Raw genomic sequence first — 19768 nt, forward strand, 5'->3', positions numbered from 1 at the left:
CTTCGGACCCACTACATGTCTGGATCGCAGAGCCTGCCGTCTCAGGTGAGCAAGCACTAATCGACGCGTTCGAAAGATCTCAGCCGAGTAGAGAGGTCGTCCTTACCCGATACGTCGACACTAACGACGGAAATCTGAAAGTCGACACTGCTTTGAAGGATGGAAGCGACATCGATGCTTCCTTCACGTATTCGGTCAAGTCGCTGGCTCAGCGGTCCTCGTCCGGCATCATGGCAGACCTACCGGAACGCCTCCGGGCCGACGAAAGAATTACCGGATATCTTGGTAACACGATACCAAAGTCTTTTCGGGTAGCAGGCAAGGTCAGAGTTCTCTCCGTGAGACGCTCTCCCCTGATCTCTATCGTGAACGATGCGCTACGTGAGAAAGTATTCTTCGACCTCCCACAGGAACGGGATCTGACTGAGTTTCGTCAAAACTCCATGAGAATGTCGGAAGTTGCCGCGGTCAGCGGTGGGTTAGCCATTGTCGACATCGCGCGAATCGCCCTAGGTCCCAACCACTGGCACACGAAGTCGGGAAACTTGAAATTCTCCGATCCTTTCTTCCGGAACTCGTTGCGAACCGGACACGAGATGATTCGAACTGGTGAGGCCTATTCGTGGACCGAAGTCCTGTCGCGCCATCTCAATGAGATCGTCAGCTACCCTCACGACTTCACCGTCTCGTTTGCCCCACTCCCCCGCGTGCAGTCAGGTACGTTCTGGAAAACTGGTCTTTGCGGCGACTTCATAGCTGTCAGCGAGAAATCTCAGCGCCAGGAACTCGAGTGGGAATTCCTCTCGTTTTGGATCATTGAGGGTGCATGGCTGATGCTGTCCGCCGGCCGCCTCCCTGCGCTCGAAAGCCTCGTCGATGACGACACGATCGTTTCGGGGATGCTCACAAACGACGCCGAGAAGTACGTCGACCCCGATTCGTTTCGCCGGCTTGCAGTCGAGAAGCTACCGAGACTGGTCATCGACTCAAACCTCACCGCCTACAAACAAATAGCACCTGTCGGTGCCAAGGTTCATCTATTTGCAGAACCTTGGATCATACGATCGCCTCCGCGCCCTCTGTCTGCCCGCTATGTTCGCGGGACTCGGCACCTTTTATATGCGCCAGTACTTTTTCGGGCTGCCGGCCGAATACGCCGACGCGGTGAGGACCGACGGGGCAAGCGAATGGGATTTTTTCATCGAATCTATTTCCCGAAGGCCGTGCCCGTTCTCAGCGCTCTGGGCATCCTCTCGTTCGTCTGGTCGTGGAAAGACTATGAGTCACCGTTGTTCGCGGTATTTCTCGTTCTCCAAAAACGACTTGAGCAGGCAATGAGTCGCAGCGGACTCAAAAGACTCGCCCCGCCCTAAAGGAAACCAGTGACTGGCACCCCGCAGCTACCGCACGAGGCCTCTTGGCCGAGAAATAAAAAAGGAATACCGACATGAACACCACATTTGCAGGCGTTTCTCGCGACGACCTCAGCAATCCTGGACCGGGCTATGGGAACCATCCTGCTCGCGCGCGTTTTCGAACCACACTGCCGGAGCTCGTGCTTGACGGTGAGTGGTCGTTCCGATGGACGGCGAGAGTTGTCGACGCGCCAGATGACCTCGGAGGTACGTCAGTGGAGGGTTGGGGAAGTATCCCCGTCCCTTCGAGTTACTCGATGCCGATCCACGGCCATGGGACCCCTGCCTACACGAACGTCGTTTATCCGTTTCCCGTTGAACCTCCATTACCTCCTGACGATAATCCCGTGGGCGATCATCGGCGCGTCTTCGATGCCAGCTCCGAGTTTCAGAATGGGGCCTTGCTTCGCTTCGACGGAATCGATTCCGCAGGAGAGGTGTGGTTGAACGGTCTGCAACTAGGAACGACTCGCGGGAGTCGACTTCCGACGGAGTTTGATGTTTCAGGCATCCTGCGTTCCGTAGCAAATGTTCTTACGGTCCGCGTCGTCCAGTTCTCTGCGGCGAGCTACATCGAGGACCAGGACATGTGGTGGCTTCCCGGTCTTTTTCGGAGCGTGACATTGCTCGCGCATCCGACCGGCTCGATAGAGGATATTTTCGTCCAGACGGCGTTTGATGAGGCGGGCGGGCACCTGTCGGTTGAGCTCGATGGGCCTGTCGGCGCGAAGATGCGGATCAAGACACTCGGACTTGACGGGCTTATCGCTGGCCAAACGATTGCAGTAGAACACGCCGAGCCGTGGTCAGCTGAGCAACCAACGCTGTACGACCTCGAAATCGTCACACCGCTCGAGACCGTGACGATTCCGATCGGATTCCGGACGGTCTCGGTGGCTGACTCGACCCTCCTGCTCAATGGCCGCCCGATCCTTCTTCGGGGGGTCAACCGACACGAACACCATCCCGACTTTGGCCGAGTGGTGCCCTACGACACAGTGGTGGCCGAACTCCATCTGATGAAGCAGCACAACATAAACGCCATCAGAACTTCGCACTACCCTCCGCACCCCGACGTTGTTGAGCTTGCGGATCAGCTCGGCTTTTACCTGATTGATGAATGCGATCTGGAGACCCACGGCTTTGAACTGAATGAATGGCGGGAGAACCCGAGTAACGACCCGGCTTTTCATGACGCGCTCCTCGACCGGATGCGGCGCATGGTTGAGCGAGACAAGAATCACCCCAGCATCCTCTTCTGGTCACTCGGAAACGAAGCTGGCCATGGCGAAAACCTCGAGGCGATGGCGGCTTGGGCAAAAGACCGCGATCCGTCGCGTTTGATCCACTACGAGGGTGACCAGCGCAGTTACTTCGTCGACGTGTATTCGAGGATGTACGCCTCCCACGATGAGACAGCAGCCATTGGTCGATTCGAGGAAGAATCGCTCGACGACCCAGCCCTTGACGCGCATCGACGCAGTCTTCCCTTCCTCTTGTGCGAATACGCCCACGCCATGGGCAACGGCCCAGGAGGCCTTACCGAGTATCAATCGCTTTTTGAAAACTACCCGCGCTTGGCGGGAGGCTTTGTCTGGGAGTGGCTGGAGCACGGTATTCGAAAATCCGGCGCCGATGCCAATTCCGGCTATGCCTATGGTGGCGACTTCGGCGAGCCGCTCCATGACGGTGGTTTCGTCATCGACGGACTCGTCTCGCCGAATCGCATCCCCCGGCCCGGCCTCATCGACTTCAAGAAAGTGATCGAGCCGATCAGGATGAAGCTCAATCTGGAGATCGGGTTATTAGAGATCCACAACCTTTACGATTTTGACGACCTTCGCAATCTGGTCTTCGACTGGATTTCCGAGTCCTATTCTGGGGCAATATTCCAGGGCGTCATTGGACGGATCGAGGTAGCTCCGCGCACGTCACTGCTCCACCCCCTCCCACCGCGCCTCCTTGCAGCAGTAGCAGAGGGAGGGGTCGTGACCCTCAGTGCCAGGCTTGCCTCGCCCTCACCCTGGGCAGACGCCGGTCACGAAATCGCGTGGATTCAATCGCGGCCCGCAGCACCACTTGTCCCAGTTCTCGACGGCGCCCTCACCGAGTGCATTCAGCGACAGGGAAGCATTGAACTAGGGCGTGGTATTTTCGACCGACGCACAGGTGATCTCCTTCAGTTCGCTGGAACAGAAGTGACCGGTCTTCAGGTTATCCTGTGGCGTGCTCCCACCGACAATGACCTAGGGGTGTCGTGGAACGAAGGTCAATCGATCTCAGAGGAGCAGCGGTGGCGGGAGTCCGGCCTTGACCGTTTGGTACGCCGAACAATTGAAGTAATTCCTGGATCTGACGCGCTCACTGTTACGAGTGTGATCGGAGTTGCCGGGCAGGATCATCGGGCACGAGTCACGATGCGCTGGTCCAGCGACGGCGACTCGCTACTTTTTGAATTCGCCTTCGAACCTGAGGGCGACTGGCCAACGACTCTGCCCAGGGTGGGGGTCGTCTTGACCCTTCCCGACCGATTCGAAAACGTCTCCTGGGTTGGTTTCGGGCCAGGACAGTCTTATCCCGATACCGGTCAGGGCCAGCGGTGGGGGACTTTTTCGCACGCCATCCGCGACCTTTCTGTCGACTATGTTCGGCCACAAGAGAACGGCTCTCGAGGCGGAGTGAGCCGTTGGTGCCTCCAGGACGCCACCGGAACATCCTTTGCTGTCGAAGGTGTCAATCTCCAGGTGAGCAGCCGAATGTGGTCCACCGAGGCGCTGACGGCGGCCCGCCACTCACACGAACTCGTGCCGGACGGCCTCACACACCTGGAAATCGACTTCGCCCAGCACGGAATTGGGACGGCCGCTTGCGGGGCAGGACCCCTCCCGGCGTTCAGACTTGCGCCGGGTGGTGTCCGAGGCGCGCTGCGCCTTCGCTCCAGGTGAGCCGGGTGGCCATTCGGAAGGTTGGATGGCATGAGATCCGTGACCAGCAGGCCATTGAAAGGGCGAGCACCGGAATCGCTACGTCCATAGGCGCCTGATCCAATGCGGCTCGTCGAAGGAGCGCGTTTCACCGCTTCCTGAGCCACCGTGCGGCTGGCGGACTTTATTGTTGGCCACGGTCATGCCCTCGGCGAGATGTCGATCACGGACCTCTCGGCGGCCGCTCAAGTCTCGCAGATGACCGTCACGCGTCTTGCGAAGCTCCTGGGATTCGACGGGTTTCCGCAACTGCGAATTGCGTTCGCACGAGAATCGGGGCGCGGAGTCGAAGCAGGATGGATGGACGACATTGGGAGGGATGTTCGTGCAGACGATAACCCCCAGCGGGTACTCGATGTCGTCAGGGCTGTACAGTCTCACTCCCTTCGCCGTGCGTCGGAAGTCGTCGACACCGAAGCGGCTTCGCGGGTCGCCGACCTCATCGTGGCTGCCAAGCAGATCCTTATGTACGGAAAATGGGGCGACTCTCTGGCCGCGATCGAGTTGCACATGCGGCACTTCTGGATCGGCCGGCCGGCGTGGCTGGATTCGGGCGTGCAAGCGGCCACCGTCCAGGGGTCGCTGATGAAGCCGGGAGACATCGCAATCATGATCGTGCACTCGGGGGATGATCCTGCGGCTCGACAGATTTTGCGACGTGCTGCCAGTGTCGGTGCGCACACCGTCCTCGTGCCAGAAACAGCAAACACACCCCTCGGTCGCGAAGCGGAAATTAAGCTGCAGACGCGCTCTACGACAAGCGACGCTGTGTTACCACTGTTCGGACGCGCCCCGGCCAGTCGCTTGTCATGGGCTATCTGTGGTTGTTAGTTGCTCAGCGGATGCCCGAGACCGCTGCCGAAGCCACCGCGTTCATCGGAAAAAGATAACCCCTTCTATTTTTTTCTCGGTGTTCGACTGATTTTTTTTGTCGCTCGGCGTGATCATGCCCTCTTCACGTCGAAACGGGGTGACCAATGCGCCCCGCAGCTCAGGCTAATGAGGGCTTAGAAATCCCGAAGGGAATCCTCACCTCTCGGACGTGGTCATTCTCGACGCCATGAGTGCCGAGGCAAATATTTGCCTTTATCTGAACACGGATGTGCAGGAAGTCGAAGTCACAGCCAACGATGGCACTCAACGGATCAATCCCGTGACCGGGTAGCAGGCGGTATCAGAAACCACCGTGCCTTTAGAGTTCCATTTTTATCAATGCCACAGGCATCACGCGAGGTGCACTTGCCCGGGACGTTGGTGCAATCGGTGCGATGACGAAAGACGTTGAGTAGTAGCTCGCCTCAGCCTGCCTTGAGTGCGTTTGATCACCGAGCATCTTCGTCGACGTTCCGCACAGCGCGCGCTCATGCCGCGGGGCGGGTCACCCGAAAGGTGAATGACGGGCCGCTTGCCACACTCAATGCCGGACTCGTGCGCTATCGCGGTAGCCCAGCGATGTCGGACGCAATCGCACCCTCAACGGCCCTCTCGGCTAGGACCGTGTCGAGCACGTCGGGAAAGCAGGGCGAACCGGGCCCGAGGCGAGGTCGATTCGCTACACTCCGGCCAGAATCGGAAGCCAAGCGTCGGTGACCACGATGCGATCGGTGTACCCAGTGCCCGAAATGACACGGGAGAGTTGCGCGTTGATGTTCGCTCCGTTGCTCCTCTTTGAGTTTCAGCTTTTTGAATTTGGGCGTGGGTGACCGTGAAGGATTCAGGGGTTCAGGTTCACTGAGTCGCAGGCGGTTGGCCGGAATCCGGAGGTGCAGTTACCGCCGGTCGGTTGACCAGGGCGTCGACCTCCGCTGCGAAGGGCAGACTCGGTGAGGCTCCGCGGCGAGTGACCGCGATGGCTCCGGCAGTCATGGCACGGATAATGGACGTTTCCAGCGAATCGCCCGCGGCCAGAGCCGCACCAAGGTATCCCGCGAAAGCATCGCCCGCCGCGGTCGTGTCGATCGCTTCAACCCGGACAGCCTCAAATGTCGTGCTTCCATCGGCAGTGACGAGCACCGCGCCGGCAGAGGCCAGGGTGATGACCGCTGTTCGGGTTCCCCGGTCGAGAAACCATCGCGCAGCCATCGCTGCGCTCTCCGCGTCGGTAACCGTGACTCCCGTGATCGTCGATGCCTCGGTCTCGTTTGGCGTGACGATGTCAATGCTGGCCCATATCTCATCGGGGAGCGTCGCGGCGGGGGCCGGATCGAGCACCACGATCAGACCGGCCGCGCGAGCACGCCGAATCGCGTGCATCGCCGTCGGCAGGGGAATTTCCAGCTGAGTGAGCATCACGGACGATGTCGGAGCCAAGGCGCGTATGGCTTCGCTGACATGGTCGAGGTCGAGCAGCGCGTTTGCCTTCGGCACGATCACGATGTCGTTCTCGCCGCTCGCATCCACTCGAATTTGGGCGACGCCAGTTGCGCCCGGCATCACACTGACGTGGTCAAGCTCAATTTGTTCTGAGCGAAGCCCCTCCATTACCAGGGACTGGAAGGCGTCAGAACCGACACACCCCACCAGTGCGGAGCGGGCACCAGCCCGGGCCGCAGCGACAGCCTGATTCGCCCCTTTACCGCCGAGAACCAGAGTGACGTCGTCGCCGAGAATCGTTTCACCGCGGAGGGGAAGCCGTGTCGAGAAGGTGGTCACGTCTACCGTCACGCTTCCCACCACAATCACTCCCCCTCGGCCAGCGGTGAAATGGGGCATTTCAACAGAACCGTTCATGAGCGCTTGTTCTCCCGTGGTGTGGATGTTGACTGGCGAACAACGAGGTTCACCGGAAGGGTCCTGACCCGCCCCGCCGGTGTGCGCTCGCCCGAAATACGATCGCAGAGCAGCCCGGCTGCCTGCGCACCCTGATCCATACCTGCACCATGCCGGGAAGATGGTATCGGCGCACCATTCCCCGTCCGATGTTCACGCATTTGTCGAAATACGCCTGAAATTATCCGGGTGTGACGATGTTTCACCAGACCATATTGGTTGCATCAGCGACAAGTGCACAAGCCCAACGTCAGCCGTCAAGCGTGTCCGGATACCGTGACCCGTCGACGAAGTTTCCGAACAGCGGCCGTTCGCCTTCGGTGACGGAGTCGACGAGCAGGTCCCCCCCAACGAATGCGCCACGCCACGAGGCACCGCGACCACCGAACACCTCTTCCCGGTCACCACGGGAACGAGCGCGGTTGATGCCGAACTTGAAGGAATGCACTTCTTCCCGCACGCGCGCGGCGAACGCACGGTCATCCGTTGCGACAGAGGAGACCAAACTGCCGTTCGAGACATTCATCGCGGCGATGAATTCCGCCTCGGTGTCGACCAAAACAATGGAGTCGATCGGTCCAAATGGCTCCGAGTGGTGCAGGGACCATGCTCGAGGTGGCTCGAGCACACAGGCCGGCGCGACGTAGGCGGCGACGTCCTGCCCTGGCAGGAACTTTCCCTTGGACAGATCCCCGTGATAGAGCGGGATACCACCCATCGTTATCGCCTCGTCGTACTGGGCTCGCAAATCGGTGGCCTTGACTTTCTGGATCACGGGACCGAACTCGAGATCCGGCAGGTCATCTGCGGCATCCTCGACAGCCAGCGGATGCCCGAACCGAAGGTTTCCGATCATCTCCAGGTACATCTCGAGGAACGCCGGAAATAGTCGCCGCTGCACCACATAGCGGGGGTAGGCCGTGCAGCGCTGTTTGGCGTACTCGAAGCCCTTGCGGAGGATTGGTGCGAGCTCATCCCAATTCGAGTAGTCCCAAATACCCCAGGCGTTCAACCCTTCCTGCTCCAGAATGTGTCGCTTGTCGAAATTTGCGAGGGTCATGGCCGCCGCGCGCCCATTCGACCTCCCACCCACGAATGCGAGTGCGCCGAGATCCGGTGAGGAGACGAGAGCATCCGCCAGCTCGGCCCCAACGCCGGACAGCAGCGTAACGGGGAGGCCGGCACGTGCCATCATCGCGTGCGCCAGCGTAAGTGCGTGAAAGCCGCCCTGTGAGGGAGTCTTAGCAATGACCGCATTGCCCGCAAGCAGTTGCACGAGCTCGGCGTGCACCAGAACGCTCAGCGGATAGTTCCACGATGCGATGTTCGAGACCGGGCCCGACAAGGGTCGCCGACCCTCAAGTTGCCGTCCGATCTGGCCGAGGTACCACTCCACACCCTCGATGCAACGGTCGATGTCCGCACACGCGATCTTCCAGGGCTTTCCGATCTCCCAGACCAGAAGCATCGCGATCGCGTCGCGGCTGTCACGAAGCCCGTCGAGAGCGGCCCTGACCCTCGCGACCCTGTCGTCAAGCGGTACGGTGGCCCACTCCCGGTGCTGGCGAACAGCGTCGGCCACGGCGGCGACGGCGGTATCGTGGTCCACCCGCGGGGGCCCGAGGATCGGTGACTGGTCGACCGGACTGACGTGCTCGCCCGTGGTGCCAACAGAACGCCAGTCACCCCCGATGAGGTTGCGGATTCGATCGCTGTCGAAGGCTTCGGGCGCGAGTCGCCGTGCGGTGTCGGTGACAGTATGCCAGTCGGTACCGGGCTTGAGGAGTAACGTCATTGTCGTTCCGATCCGAGAGCTGTTGTCTCTGGCGCGAGGGTGTTCGGGCAAGCCTAAGTCGCTCCCGCCCGTGCCTCACTCGTTCGCCGAGCGATTGACAGCAAAGGCGGATGCTGGGTCGGCGAAAGCCCACCGCTACGACCACGTGAATACACCACGCGCGCTCGACCATCTCTCGTCCCGAGAATCCTCAATCACCTGGTGCAGCTGTCGTCAGTGGCTGAAAAAGCCCCGGAACTGCCGGCCGTAGTGGGTCGGCAGCAGCTCGTCTTGGCCGCTGAAGCGGCTGCGTAGCGTGCCGGTGGACGGCTCATCCTTCACCAGTCCGCGCTTGGCGAGAGTCGGCATGACCTCGTCGATGAAGATGTCGTAGGAACCGGGGATCGTCCAGTTCATCACGTTGATACCGTCGACCCCTGCGCGTTGGAACTCCTCGAGGCGGTCGGCGATCTGCTCCGGTGTTCCGACAAAACGTCCGCGCACCCTGGCCGTAATCTGTGCGAGGTCCCGCACCGTCGGTTCGCGGTCGGTCATGGTCTGGCGCAGCCAGGCAATGTGGCTCAGGCCTCCCTCTTGCTTGATGTCCCTCAGCGGCATATCCGGATCAAGCGGTGTGCCCGTCTCCTGGTTCAATCCGATGTTGATGTGGGCGAGGAATCCATCCGTCGAGATGTAGCTGTCGATCTCTTCCTCATTGCGCTTCGCCTCCTCCTCGGTCGAACCGACGATGAAGGTCAGCCCCTGCAGAAACTGGATGTCGCGGGGGTTGCGGCCGGCCTCGACGGCGAGTGCTCGAGTGGCGTCGATGTCTTTCTTCGCGATCTCGGGGGTCGGCGAGAGCAGGAAGACCCCCTCCGCGTTACGGGCCGCGAAGGCGCGACCGGCCGGGGATGCCCCGGCCTGGAAGATCATCGGCGTGCGCTGCAGCGACGGCGACGGCAGGTGCGGACCCTCGACGCTGTACCGCTCCCCCCGGTGATTGATCTTGTGGATCTTCGTGTGGTCGGCGTAGATACTGTTCGCCCGATCTTTGAGCAGTGCACCGTCATCCCACGATCCCTCCCACAGCTTGTAGACGACATCCATGTATTCCTGGGCCCAGCGGTAGCGCTCGTCGTGCTCAATGAGGCGGTCCATCCCGAAGTTGCGGGCAGAATTCTCGAGCGAGCTCGTGACGACGTTCCAGCCGATCCGTCCGTTCGAGATGTGGTCGAGCGTCGACACGCGGCGGGCGAACTCGAAGGGGTGCGCCTGGATGATGGAACTCGTGAACGCGAGACCGAGCCGCTCTGTCGAGACAGCCAGTGCCGAGAGCAGCACCGACGGATCATTCGACGGAATCTGAAGACCCTCGCGCGCATTCACCTCATACGAGCCGTTGACGGGACCATAGAGCCCGACGACATCCGCGAAGAAGATGGCGTCGAAGTTGCCGGCCTCGAGTTTCTTCGCGAGCATGATCCAGAGGTTCACGTCGTTGAAGTCGGCCTGCTGGGCTGACGGATGCCGCCACAGCCCGTGCTGAATATGTGAATTCGTGTTCATGACAAAGGCAGAAAAGTGCAGCGGTGTAGCCATGACCTCAAGTCTGGTGCCCGCGACCCACAACTTCGTCACACGGCGTAGCTCTACGCAACATCGTTTAGGACGACCCAGCAGGGGGTCTGTATCGTCAGCGGTTGTCAGTGATCAGCGCCTGTCCGCAATCTCAGCTCGTTACCGTAAATCCCTAGGAGCCCCGTGTTGAAAACCCGAATTTTTGCCGTAGGCATCGCCGCGACGACCATCGCGCTCATCGCGACCGGGTGCGCCACCACGTCTTCTCCCGTGTCAACGAATGCGACAAAGAACATCACGACAGTCAAGGTCGGCGCCACGTTCCCCGCCGACGAAGTCCTCAAGTACGTCGCATCGAGCGGCCAGGCCAAGAAGGCGGGCATCGAGATCCAAGTGACTTCGTTCACCGACTACACCACCCCGAACTCGGCGCTGCAGGATGGCTCTATTGACGCGAACCTCTACCAACACCTTCCCTTCTTGACTAACTTCAACAAGGCCAACGGAACCGATATCGTGCCCGTCGGCAAGGTCTACTTCCCCGCGCTCGCTCTCTATTCGAAGAAGATCACCAAGGTGAGCCAGATCAAGAATGGCGAAACCATCTCAATCCCGAGCGACCTTCCCAATGAACTCCGCTCACTCCCCCCCTGCAAAAAGCGGGCCTGATCACCGTCAAGGCTGGCGCGACCGGTGTCATCGGCGATATCGCCACCAACCCGAAGAACCTGAAGTTTCAGGAACTGGATGCCGCAACTCTCCCCCGCGCAATCGACGAAAACGTCGCCGGCATCGTCAACCTCACCTACGCACTCCCGGCCGGACTCACCGGCAGCGAACAGATCTACAAGGAGAGCGTTGAGGGCACTAAGTACACGAACCTGCTCGCCACCAAGAAGGGCCACGTCAGCGACCCGAGCATCCAAGCGCTATACAAAGTGCTGACCTCGCCCGAGACCCAGGCCTACATCAACAAGCAATACAAGGGACTTATTACCTCAGCAAGCGGGCCGGCCGAATAATCCCCTCTCGTAACTGAGCAGCAGAGCAAATTCGTGATCGAGATAAGCGACCTCTATAAGGTGTACCCCGACCGGCGAGCGAACAGCTTGCCGGTCGAGGCCCTCCGCGGCATCGATCTCACCGTAAAACGCGGGGAGATCTTCGGAGTAGTCGGCCAGAGCGGCGCGGGCAAGTCGACGCTGATCCGCTGTGTCAACCTGCTCGAGCGACCGACGAGCGGCAGCATCCTCGTCGATGGCCAGGACCTGGCGAAACTGTCCGACGGTGGATTGCGCGCCGCGAGGCACGGCATAGGGATGATCTTCCAGCACTTCAACCTCCTCGCTTCGCGCACAGTGCAGCAGAACGTGGAGTTCGGACTCGAGATCACGGGTGTCGCCCGCGCTGCCCGGCGCGGAAGAGCCGCAGAGATCCTCGACCTCGTGGGACTGGCGGATCGGGCATCCGCGTTCCCTTCGCAGCTCTCCGGCGGTCAGAAGCAGCGGGTGGGTATCGCACGAGCGCTCGCGGGTAACCCGAAGGTGCTGCTCTCAGACGAGGCGACGAGCTCGCTCGATCCGGAAACCACGGATTCCATCCTTGAGCTGGTGAAAGACCTCAACGTGCAGCTCGGGCTGACCGTGCTGCTCATCACTCACGAGATGGAGGTCGTGAAACGCATCTGCCACTCCGCGGCCCTCCTCGAAGCTGGGCGAATAGTCGAGAGCGGCAACATCATCGACCTCCTCAACACCGCGGGCTCAAAGATCTCGCACGCGCTCTTCCCACTCGGTGAGAGCATGGGTGCCCAGGGCAACACGGTGATCGAGATCATGTATGCGGGGCAGCTGGCCGAGGAGCCGATCGTCGCAAAGCTGTCGCGCGAGTTCGGGATCGATGTGAACATCCTCGGTGCCGCGGTCGAGGTCGTCGGCGGTACACGAGTCGGGCGGATGAGGCTGGAACTCCCCGGCAACGCCGACCGCAACTCTGCGCCAATCACCCGACTCCGCGACAGCGGCCTGTTCGTCGAGGTCCTGTCTGCTGGGGTCCGGTGCGCCGGTTCCCTGTCCGCGGAAGTCAGGGAATCGGGCGCATGATCACCGACTGGTCGGCTATGCCCGCCATCCTGCTGCAGGCTCTCGCGGAGACCGGCCAGATGGTCGGGATCGCGCTGGTCTTCACCATCGTCTTCGGGCTCGCGGTCGGAGTGGTGCTCGTCGGTACCGATACCGGTGGCATCATCTCCGAACCGTTCCGTTCGCCCCGCCTCGGAGCGGTCATCCACGCGGTGCTCGGCTTTCTGGTGAACGTCGGAAGATCGCTGCCGTTCATCATCCTCATGGTGCTGCTCATTCCGGTGTCCCGCGCTATCGTTGGCTCATCGATCGGATCAGTCGCTGCCGCTGTGCCGCTCACTGTCGCCGCCATCCCCTTCTTCGCCCGCCTCGTGGAGATCGCGCTCCGGGAGGTCGACGAGGGACTCGTGGAGGCGGCAAAGTCACTCGGTGCCCGTCGCGGAACGATCATCGGGAAGGTGCTGCTCGCCGAGGCCCGCCCGGCAATTGTGCTCGGACTCTCGACATCCGTCATCTCGATGATCAACTACTCGGCTATCGCCGGAACCATCGGGGGTGGCGGAATCGGCGACATCGCCATCCGCTACGGCTATCAGCGATACAGCATCCCCTACCTGGTGGTGACGATCATCATCTTGATCGTGATCGTGCAGGTCGTGCAGCTCATTGCGGGTGCTGTGGTGCGGCGGCTGAACCATCGCTGACCGGCTCTCGCGGGTCAGCTGTTCGATGTGCGCTGTTCGCCGCTTGGCTCGAACTCCGTCCTGAATTCGTGGACCAGTGAACCGTGATTTGATCCACGAATACCCAAGAGAGTCCCGATTCATCGCCCTGTGGGTGTGGCCTGCATACCCGGATCTACCCCGCAGCGGCTGCGGCACCCTGCTCGTCGAGTGGTTTCTCGCCGGAGGGGTATTACTAGTCGCCGAAGCGCTCTTCGACGAGCGCGATCAGGCCCTTCGGGCCGAGGAGGTCGTGGAGGGTGGCACGCAGGCTATCCATTTCCGCGACGTCTGAACTCGTGATGAGCGAGCGAAACACGCTGGTTACATCTTCCAACGCGCGAATGCATCCGAACCGGGCGAGGCGTGTCTCGTCGAGGTCGAACGCTCCGTAGCCGCTCCAAAAAGCGTCACGATCAGCAGGGCGGATTGGTCGACGCGGAAGCACGCCGAGTTCAATCAAAACCATGTCGACCTCTCGGTGGGCAGTTGTCGCCTCGTCGAGGTCGATTAGCCAGGGATGCCCGTGCTCATCGAGCAGCACATTGCCGAGGTGCGGGTCACCGTGGCAGGGAACGCGAGGAGCGGGAGTCCGCAACGCTTTGAGCTCTCGCGCCATTCGGTCGAGCCGTGTCAAACGAGAACGATGTCCGCGCCAGAGGTCCGTGAGGCTTTCGGCCTCGGGATCATCCTCCGTATTTCCTTGAAATCGGAGCGAAGTGAAGTACTGGTCGAGCTTCCTGAATCGACTTCGGCCGTTTTGGCCAGTTCGCTTAATCCCGCTTCGAACCGGGGTGATGGATCGAGGTGGGCGGTGTTCGTGCACAACTCTGAGAATCATTCCCAGGTCACCCCACTGGTCGGGTCTGAGGCCGGTTGCCATCGCGTCATCACCGTCAATCCATCGGCTTACCGAGACAAAGGACTTCCCCGTTTCACTCCAGGGCATTTGAGCTCGTGTCAGTCGAGGTGCGACGACACCGGTAAAGCCGTCGCGGGACACGGCGGATGCGAGAGCGAGCCCGTAGCGACAGTCGCGTTGGGTTGCTTTCACAGCCCAACCTCGACCGCCCTCGTCAACGATTCGCCACAGGGTGGCGGCGGGGTCGAACCCCCCTGAGACGAGCTCGACCGTTTCCGCGCGAAGGCAAAATTCTGACCGCAGCGTAGATGCCAGAGCCAAGGGCAACGTCGCAGGAGTTCGAGAGGGGTCGCTCATGTCGACATTCTCCGCTCCTGCACTGTGTAATGAGCCGGTATCGAAGCATTCATTCTGTCGGCATTCGATGAGCTCTATTGCAGTCCGAGAATTCTCACACTTCAGCGACGAATCGACGAAGGCAATCGAAAAAAATGCGCTTCAGGCGGAGAGGCGCCGATGACTAAAAAGTCGCGATTTTATCAGAAATGACAGGTACTGTCCACTTTGGCGAGTGCTATTGACCTCTAGTGACCTATCGTCATAACGTTTCGTCCCCACCCCCTGCGCCAATTTCCACCGCGCCTATCCGAGGAGATTCATATGGACAACCTGAACCTGACCCGCAGGGGTCTTCTTGCCGGCTCGATCGGAGCAGCCAGCCTGCTCGCTCTCGCGGCCTGCGCGCCGAGCGCTTCCCCCGCTGCCAGTTCCGGGGGCGTGGCAGGGTCGAAATCCAAAATCGGGGCGGTGAAGGGCACCCTCACTTTTGCTTTTTGGGGTGGCAGCGATGGGGAAACGGCGGGCTTCGCCTATGCAAAGAAAAAGTTTGAAGCAGCCAACCCCGGTTCGACGATTACGTTGAAAATCCTTCCGTATGACGGATTCTTCCAGGGAATCGACCGCGGAATCACCTCAGGTACAGCGCCGGATATTTTTCGGGTTGATTACACGACGATTGGTAAGTACAGCGCGAAGGGCGTTTTGCTTGACGTCTCCCCGTATTTCAGCGCCGCTGAAAGTGCGGCCTTCCTGCCTGCCCTGTGGGAGGCGGTGAAGTACAAGGGCATCGCTTATGGGGTTCCGCACCAGACGGACACCACGGCTATCGTGTTCAATAAGGCCGCGTTTGCAACTGCGGGCATCACCTCCGTTCCCGACAAGCTGTCCGATGCTTGGTCGTGGGACGAGTTTTCGAAGGTCGCCACGAAGCTTCGCAAGACCTTGCCTGACTCGAAATATCCCTTCGCCTATGACTGGACGGCAGCGGGCGCGTATCGGTGGTCATCGTTCCTGTACCAGGCCGGCGGATCCCTACTCACGGCTGATCTCAAAAAGGCTGCGATCCCGAGTGCAGCAGCGACAAAAGCAATGGACTTCACGAAGAGCTTCTTTGATAAAAAATGGGTCCCTGCCAATAACACCGTCAAAACCACGGTTTACTCGGACAACTTCTTCCTCAACCAAACCGTACCGATGACTTTCATCGGTGACTTCCTGATTCCGGAACTCGCCGATCCGAAAGACGGATACAAGGGCGGGGAATGGGGTACAACCTTCATGCCCCGGGACAAGAGCGCAGCCTCCGACCTGGGCGGGAATGCCATCGTTGCCCGGAAGGACACCAAGAACCCCGAGCTTGCTGCGGCGTTCCTCAAGTTTCTCGTGTCAGAGGACTCGATGAAATACTTCTGTGAGCAGGCAATCGAGCTACCAACGCTCAAATCCCTCGCCAACTCCAAACTGGACTACGTGAACCGGCCAGACGCGGTGAAAGTATTCACCGAGCAGGCCGCGACAATCAGCACGACGGTCGTCAAAGAATCGACGGTCGCGTCGTTCGCGACGATCAACACCGTGCTTCAGGACCAACTCGAACTGGCATTCCACGGTCAAAGCAGCTCAGCCACGATCTCTGCAATCGCAGGCGGTATCACTTCGGCGCTTGCGTCCTAGGCCATCCGCAATGACTAAAACCGAAGCGGATCGTGCTTCCCCCGTGACCACACGTATTTCCGCACGATCCGCCTCGGTGCCACTCGCGGGCTCACGCGGAGTGCTGCGACGAGCTAACTCGTCGGCGGCAGGAATGTTTCTGCTGCCCAACATCGTGATGATCGCTGTATTCACGCTGCTACCCCTGATTTTCGCCTTTGTGATCAGTTTTCAAAACCTGGATTCGCTCGGCGGATGGTCGTGGGTTGGGTTTGGCAACTATGTCAAGCTCGTGACGGACCCGGTCTTCTGGCAGTCGATGACCAACACCGGCATATTCACGCTTTTCACAGTTCCGGTCGGAATGATCCTCGGTCTTGGAATCGCTGTGCTGCTCAATGGGGTGCTGCCCGGTCGCACACTGTTTCGGTCCATCATCTTCCTTCCCCTCGTCGTCTCCGGGGTTGCGACAGGGGTACTCGGCGCCTGGATGTTCGACCAGAGCAACGGCTTCATCAATAGGATTCTCGGCTCTGTGGGGATCGCACCAACCGCGTGGCAATCCGATGGGTTTTGGGCGATGGCCTCCATCATCCTCGTCACCCTGTGGCAACGAGTCGGGTTCGACATGCTCATTTATCTTGCCGGCCTCCAGGGGGTCGATCCGTCGGTCCAGGAGGCGGCCACCGTCGACGGTGCCACCGGGTGGCAACGATTCAGGCTGGTCACCTTTCCGCTTCTGGGACCATCGACCTTCTTCTTGCTGATTATGAACATGATCTATTCGTTCCAGGTCTTTGACACCGTGTGGGCAATGACCCGCGGTGGCCCCGGATTCTCGACGACAACGGTTGTCTCGTACGCCTATCGGACGAGCTTCGATGAACACGGTCCCCAGCTGCTCGGGTACGGCGCCGCAGTCGGTGTCGCGATTTATCTCATCACCCTCGCGATCACGGCGATCCAGTGGCGCTTCAGCAGCAGCCGCGATCAAACCGACTGACCCCACGCACCCTCATTTTTCCCCCAATCAGTAAGCGAAGGAAGGAAGCGAATGTCTCTCACTAGCGCTTTCGAAGTGTCTTCAATAGAGGCGACCAAGTCGATGGAGGTCACGGTGGCGACCGGGCCGCGCCGCAAATCACACGGCAAGTTCCTCGGGCTGCGCTTGGCTGCGGCGATAATCATCAGCCTCGTCATGTTCTTCCCGCTCTACTGGATGATAACGACAGCCTTTTCTACCCGCGCCGACCTCTATGCACCCGGGCTGCACCTCTGGCCAGAACATTTCACACTCAGTAACTTCATCGATCCGATAGTTCGCTTCCCGGTCTGGAAGTGGTTCCAAAATTCGCTCGCGATAGCGACCCTGACAACGATCATCACCGTCATCTGCAATCTGCTCGCCGGCTACGCGTTCGCCAAACTAAAGTTCCGGGGCAAGAACCCGCTGTTTCTCGTGTTGCTTTCAACGATGATGATTCCCGCTCAAGCCATCATGGTTCCCCAATTCAAACTCGCCATCGCGCTTGGACTTTACGGAAATATCTGGTCGGTGATCCTCCCCGAGAGCGCAGTAATTTTCGGCGTGTTCCTGGCCAGGCAATTTTTCATCGCAATCCCCGATGAATTGCTCGAAGCCGCCCGGGTTGATGGCGCGGGCCACCTCCGCATCTTTGTCTCGGTGGTTCTACCGCTCTGTAAACCACTCCTTGCCGTGCTCACCCTTCTCACCTTCATGGGAGAGTGGAATGCGTTCGGATGGCCTCTCGTGGCCCTCTCCGGAGACCCGGCGCTCTTCACCCTCCCCATCGGGATCGTTGGCGACCTGCAGGGGCAATACACCTCGAACTATGGACGGATCATGGCAATCAGCCTGCTCATGACACTGCCCGTTGTCATCCTGTTCATCGCATTCCAAAAATATTTTGTTGAGGGTCTTGCCCGCTCCGGAATCAAATAAGCGAGGCTGTTGCTCATCTAAATCGTCGGGGTAAGTTACGTCGCTCCCCTGAATTTCGACAACTTGTCTCGCTGATACAGCTCGCCCGGGCAGGAAATGCTCTTGACGGTGCTGAGGAAACTCGGATCACGGCACCATCGGTGGCGGAAGTCGACCCGGTGACGAGGTCGCAGGGTGACGTGCTGCACACATCAACGCTGTGATGCGATCCTCTCCCATCGTGAATGCTGCCCAGACTCGCGATCGCTCGATATTGCGTCACCGGCGCAGTGAAGGGGCACCAGTTGGGCTAGGTGGCGGCTGTCCCGAGCCAGCGGGTGCCTCGCACACGGAGCCCGAGCGTGAGTGCTCTCACGCCGATGTAGCCGAGACCGAAGGCCGTCCATACGGCCAGAACGCTGTGCTGCTGGCCGCCCCACCACAGCAGCGGGAGGTAGACGGCCACATTGAGGATGCCGCTCAGCGCGAGGTAGCGCCCGTCTCCGGCTCCGATCAGCACACCGTCGAGGACGAATACGAAGCCCGCGAGTGGCATGCCAACCGCCATCACCAGAAACACGGCCACTAACGCCCGGTTCACCGGCTCGTCGCTGGTGAAGAGCCGACCGAACACGGGCGAGAGGGCTGCCATGACGGCCGCGGCGAGCAGGCCCGTGAGGACTCCGAACCGCACCAACCGGCGCGTTATGAGCAGCACCCGATCGGGCCGGGCTGCTCCGAGGCCGTGCCCGATCATCGCCTGCCCGGAAATAGCGAGCGAATCGAGCACAAAGGCGAGAAGAGAGAACACGGCGAGCGCCACCTGCAGAGTGGCGAGGCCGGTGACACCGAGCAGACTCGCGGCGAACACCGTCGCGACCATCGCCAGTCGCAAGGACGCGGTTCGCAGGAACAACCAACCCCCGGATGTCGCGGCAAGGGTCACCCCGGCGAACCCCGGCCGCAGCCGCGCCCCGGTCGCTCGGGCCGCGCGTATCACCGACACGGCAAAGAGGGCGGCCATCCCCCACTGGGCGACGACCGTGCCAAGCGCCGATCCGGCGATCCCCCAGCCGAGCCCGTAGATGAACAGGGCGTTGAGTCCGGCATTGGCCGCGAACCCCGCGGTCACAATCTTCAGGGGGGTTCGGGTGTCCTGCAACCCGCGGAGTAAACCCGTCGCGGCGAGCACGAAAAGCATCGCGGGCAGGCCACAGGCGGAGATCGTGAGGTAACTCACGGCGGCAGCCGAGATCGCCGGAGCCGACCCGAAGGCGGCCACGACAACGGGCGCGAAGAGCAGCCCGAGCACGAGCAACACGGCTCCCACGGCGAGCGCGAGCCACGCGCCATCCACTCCGGCTCGCACGGCAGCAGTCCGATTTCCGGCTCCGAGCAGGCGCGCAACAGCAGGGGTGGTGGCATAGGCGAGAAAGACGAGCAATCCGACCGCCGTCTGCAACACCACGCTTGCGATACCGAGTCCGGCGAGCGGTACGCTGCCGAGATGACCGACGAGTGCGGTGTCCACAAGCAGGAAGAGCGGCTCCGCGACGAGAGCGGCGAGTGTCGGAACCGCTAGGCGCAGTATTTCGCGGTCGAGCGGATGGACTACTCTCACTCGCTCAGGTTAGACGTCGAACCGCAGT

Annotated in this window: 15 protein-coding genes; 10 read left to right on the forward strand and 5 right to left on the reverse strand. The window is 60.5% G+C overall.

The annotated features are described in order from the left end of the window. Positions 1–152 precede the first annotated feature (152 nt). The 3 genes from RCH11_RS02785 (at position 153) to RCH11_RS02795 (ending at position 5230) form a co-directional block, all read left to right on the forward strand. The gene (locus RCH11_RS02785) at positions 153–1373 is read left to right on the forward strand and encodes a hypothetical protein (RefSeq protein ID WP_327055471.1); all 1221 of its coding nucleotides are present in this window, start codon (positions 153–155) and stop codon (positions 1371–1373) included. A gap of 74 nt (positions 1374–1447) precedes the next feature. Beyond that, positions 1448–4360: a glycoside hydrolase family 2 TIM barrel-domain containing protein gene (locus RCH11_RS02790; protein ID WP_327055472.1), complete on the forward strand. Its 2913-nt coding sequence runs from the start codon at positions 1448–1450 to the stop codon at positions 4358–4360. Between the two features lie 147 nt (positions 4361–4507). Then, on the forward strand, positions 4508–5230 hold the full coding sequence (locus RCH11_RS02795) for a MurR/RpiR family transcriptional regulator (RefSeq protein ID WP_327055473.1): 723 nt from the start codon (positions 4508–4510) through the stop codon (positions 5228–5230). Positions 5231–6127: 897 nt separating this feature from the next. Here the strand turns inward: RCH11_RS02795 and RCH11_RS02800 are convergent. The 3 genes from RCH11_RS02800 to RCH11_RS02810 all read right to left on the reverse strand — a co-directional run bounded on the left by RCH11_RS02800 (position 6128) and on the right by RCH11_RS02810 (position 10541). After that, positions 6128–7111: a ribokinase gene (locus RCH11_RS02800; protein WP_327055474.1), complete on the reverse strand. Its 984-nt coding sequence runs from the start codon at positions 7109–7111 to the stop codon at positions 6128–6130. Positions 7112–7418: 307 nt separating this feature from the next. After that, complete coding sequence (locus tag RCH11_RS02805) at positions 7419–8963, reverse strand: aldehyde dehydrogenase family protein (RefSeq protein ID WP_327055475.1); 1545 nt, start codon at positions 8961–8963, stop codon at positions 7419–7421. 213 nt (positions 8964–9176) lie between these two features. After that, entirely contained in the window at positions 9177–10541 is a 1365-nt protein-coding gene (locus RCH11_RS02810) for an LLM class flavin-dependent oxidoreductase (RefSeq protein ID WP_327055476.1), read from the reverse strand. A gap of 162 nt (positions 10542–10703) precedes the next feature. On the opposite strand from RCH11_RS02810, the gene RCH11_RS02815 reads away from it, so the two are divergent. The 4 genes from RCH11_RS02815 to RCH11_RS02825 are packed head-to-tail and all read left to right on the forward strand — an operon-like array spanning position 10704 to position 13305. After that, positions 10704–11189: a MetQ/NlpA family ABC transporter substrate-binding protein gene (locus RCH11_RS02815; RefSeq protein WP_327055477.1), complete on the forward strand. Its 486-nt coding sequence runs from the start codon at positions 10704–10706 to the stop codon at positions 11187–11189. Positions 11190–11227: 38 nt separating this feature from the next. Then, the gene (locus tag RCH11_RS18130) at positions 11228–11542 is read left to right on the forward strand and encodes a MetQ/NlpA family ABC transporter substrate-binding protein (RefSeq protein WP_442789000.1); all 315 of its coding nucleotides are present in this window, start codon (positions 11228–11230) and stop codon (positions 11540–11542) included. Positions 11543–11575: 33 nt separating this feature from the next. Further along, the gene (locus tag RCH11_RS02820; RefSeq protein WP_327055478.1) at positions 11576–12622 is read left to right on the forward strand and encodes a methionine ABC transporter ATP-binding protein; all 1047 of its coding nucleotides are present in this window, start codon (positions 11576–11578) and stop codon (positions 12620–12622) included. Further along, on the forward strand, positions 12619–13305 hold the full coding sequence (locus tag RCH11_RS02825; RefSeq protein WP_327055479.1) for a methionine ABC transporter permease: 687 nt from the start codon (positions 12619–12621) through the stop codon (positions 13303–13305). The genes RCH11_RS02820 and RCH11_RS02825 overlap by 4 nt, the downstream gene beginning before the upstream one ends. Before the next feature lie 214 nt (positions 13306–13519). Here the strand turns inward: RCH11_RS02825 and RCH11_RS02830 are convergent, their stop codons facing one another. Beyond that, positions 13520–14542 carry an aminoglycoside phosphotransferase family protein gene (locus tag RCH11_RS02830; RefSeq protein WP_327055480.1) on the reverse strand — a complete coding sequence of 341 codons (1023 nt, stop codon included), beginning with the start codon at positions 14540–14542 and terminating at the stop codon, positions 13520–13522. A 303-nt stretch (positions 14543–14845) separates the two neighbouring features. Between RCH11_RS02830 and RCH11_RS02835 the strand changes: the two genes are divergently transcribed. From RCH11_RS02835 to RCH11_RS02845, 3 genes are read left to right on the forward strand one after another with little or no spacing between them, the layout of a single operon-like run. Continuing rightward, positions 14846–16198 (forward strand): ABC transporter substrate-binding protein, encoded by a 1353-nt coding sequence (locus RCH11_RS02835; protein ID WP_327055481.1) that lies wholly within the window; start codon positions 14846–14848, stop codon positions 16196–16198. A gap of 10 nt (positions 16199–16208) precedes the next feature. Next, positions 16209–17180 (forward strand): carbohydrate ABC transporter permease, encoded by a 972-nt coding sequence (locus RCH11_RS02840; RefSeq protein WP_327055482.1) that lies wholly within the window; start codon positions 16209–16211, stop codon positions 17178–17180. A gap of 51 nt (positions 17181–17231) precedes the next feature. Then, complete coding sequence (locus RCH11_RS02845; protein WP_327055483.1) at positions 17232–18140, forward strand: carbohydrate ABC transporter permease; 909 nt, start codon at positions 17232–17234, stop codon at positions 18138–18140. A gap of 289 nt (positions 18141–18429) precedes the next feature. Here RCH11_RS02845 and RCH11_RS02850 read toward each other — a convergent pair whose 3' ends face one another. After that, the gene (locus RCH11_RS02850; RefSeq protein ID WP_327055484.1) at positions 18430–19740 is read right to left on the reverse strand and encodes an MATE family efflux transporter; all 1311 of its coding nucleotides are present in this window, start codon (positions 19738–19740) and stop codon (positions 18430–18432) included. Positions 19741–19768 lie beyond the last annotated feature (28 nt).

The sequence above is a fragment of the Glaciihabitans sp. GrIS 2.15 genome (genome assembly GCF_035984695.1).
In the GTDB taxonomy this organism is placed as follows: domain Bacteria; phylum Actinomycetota; class Actinomycetes; order Actinomycetales; family Microbacteriaceae; genus Lacisediminihabitans.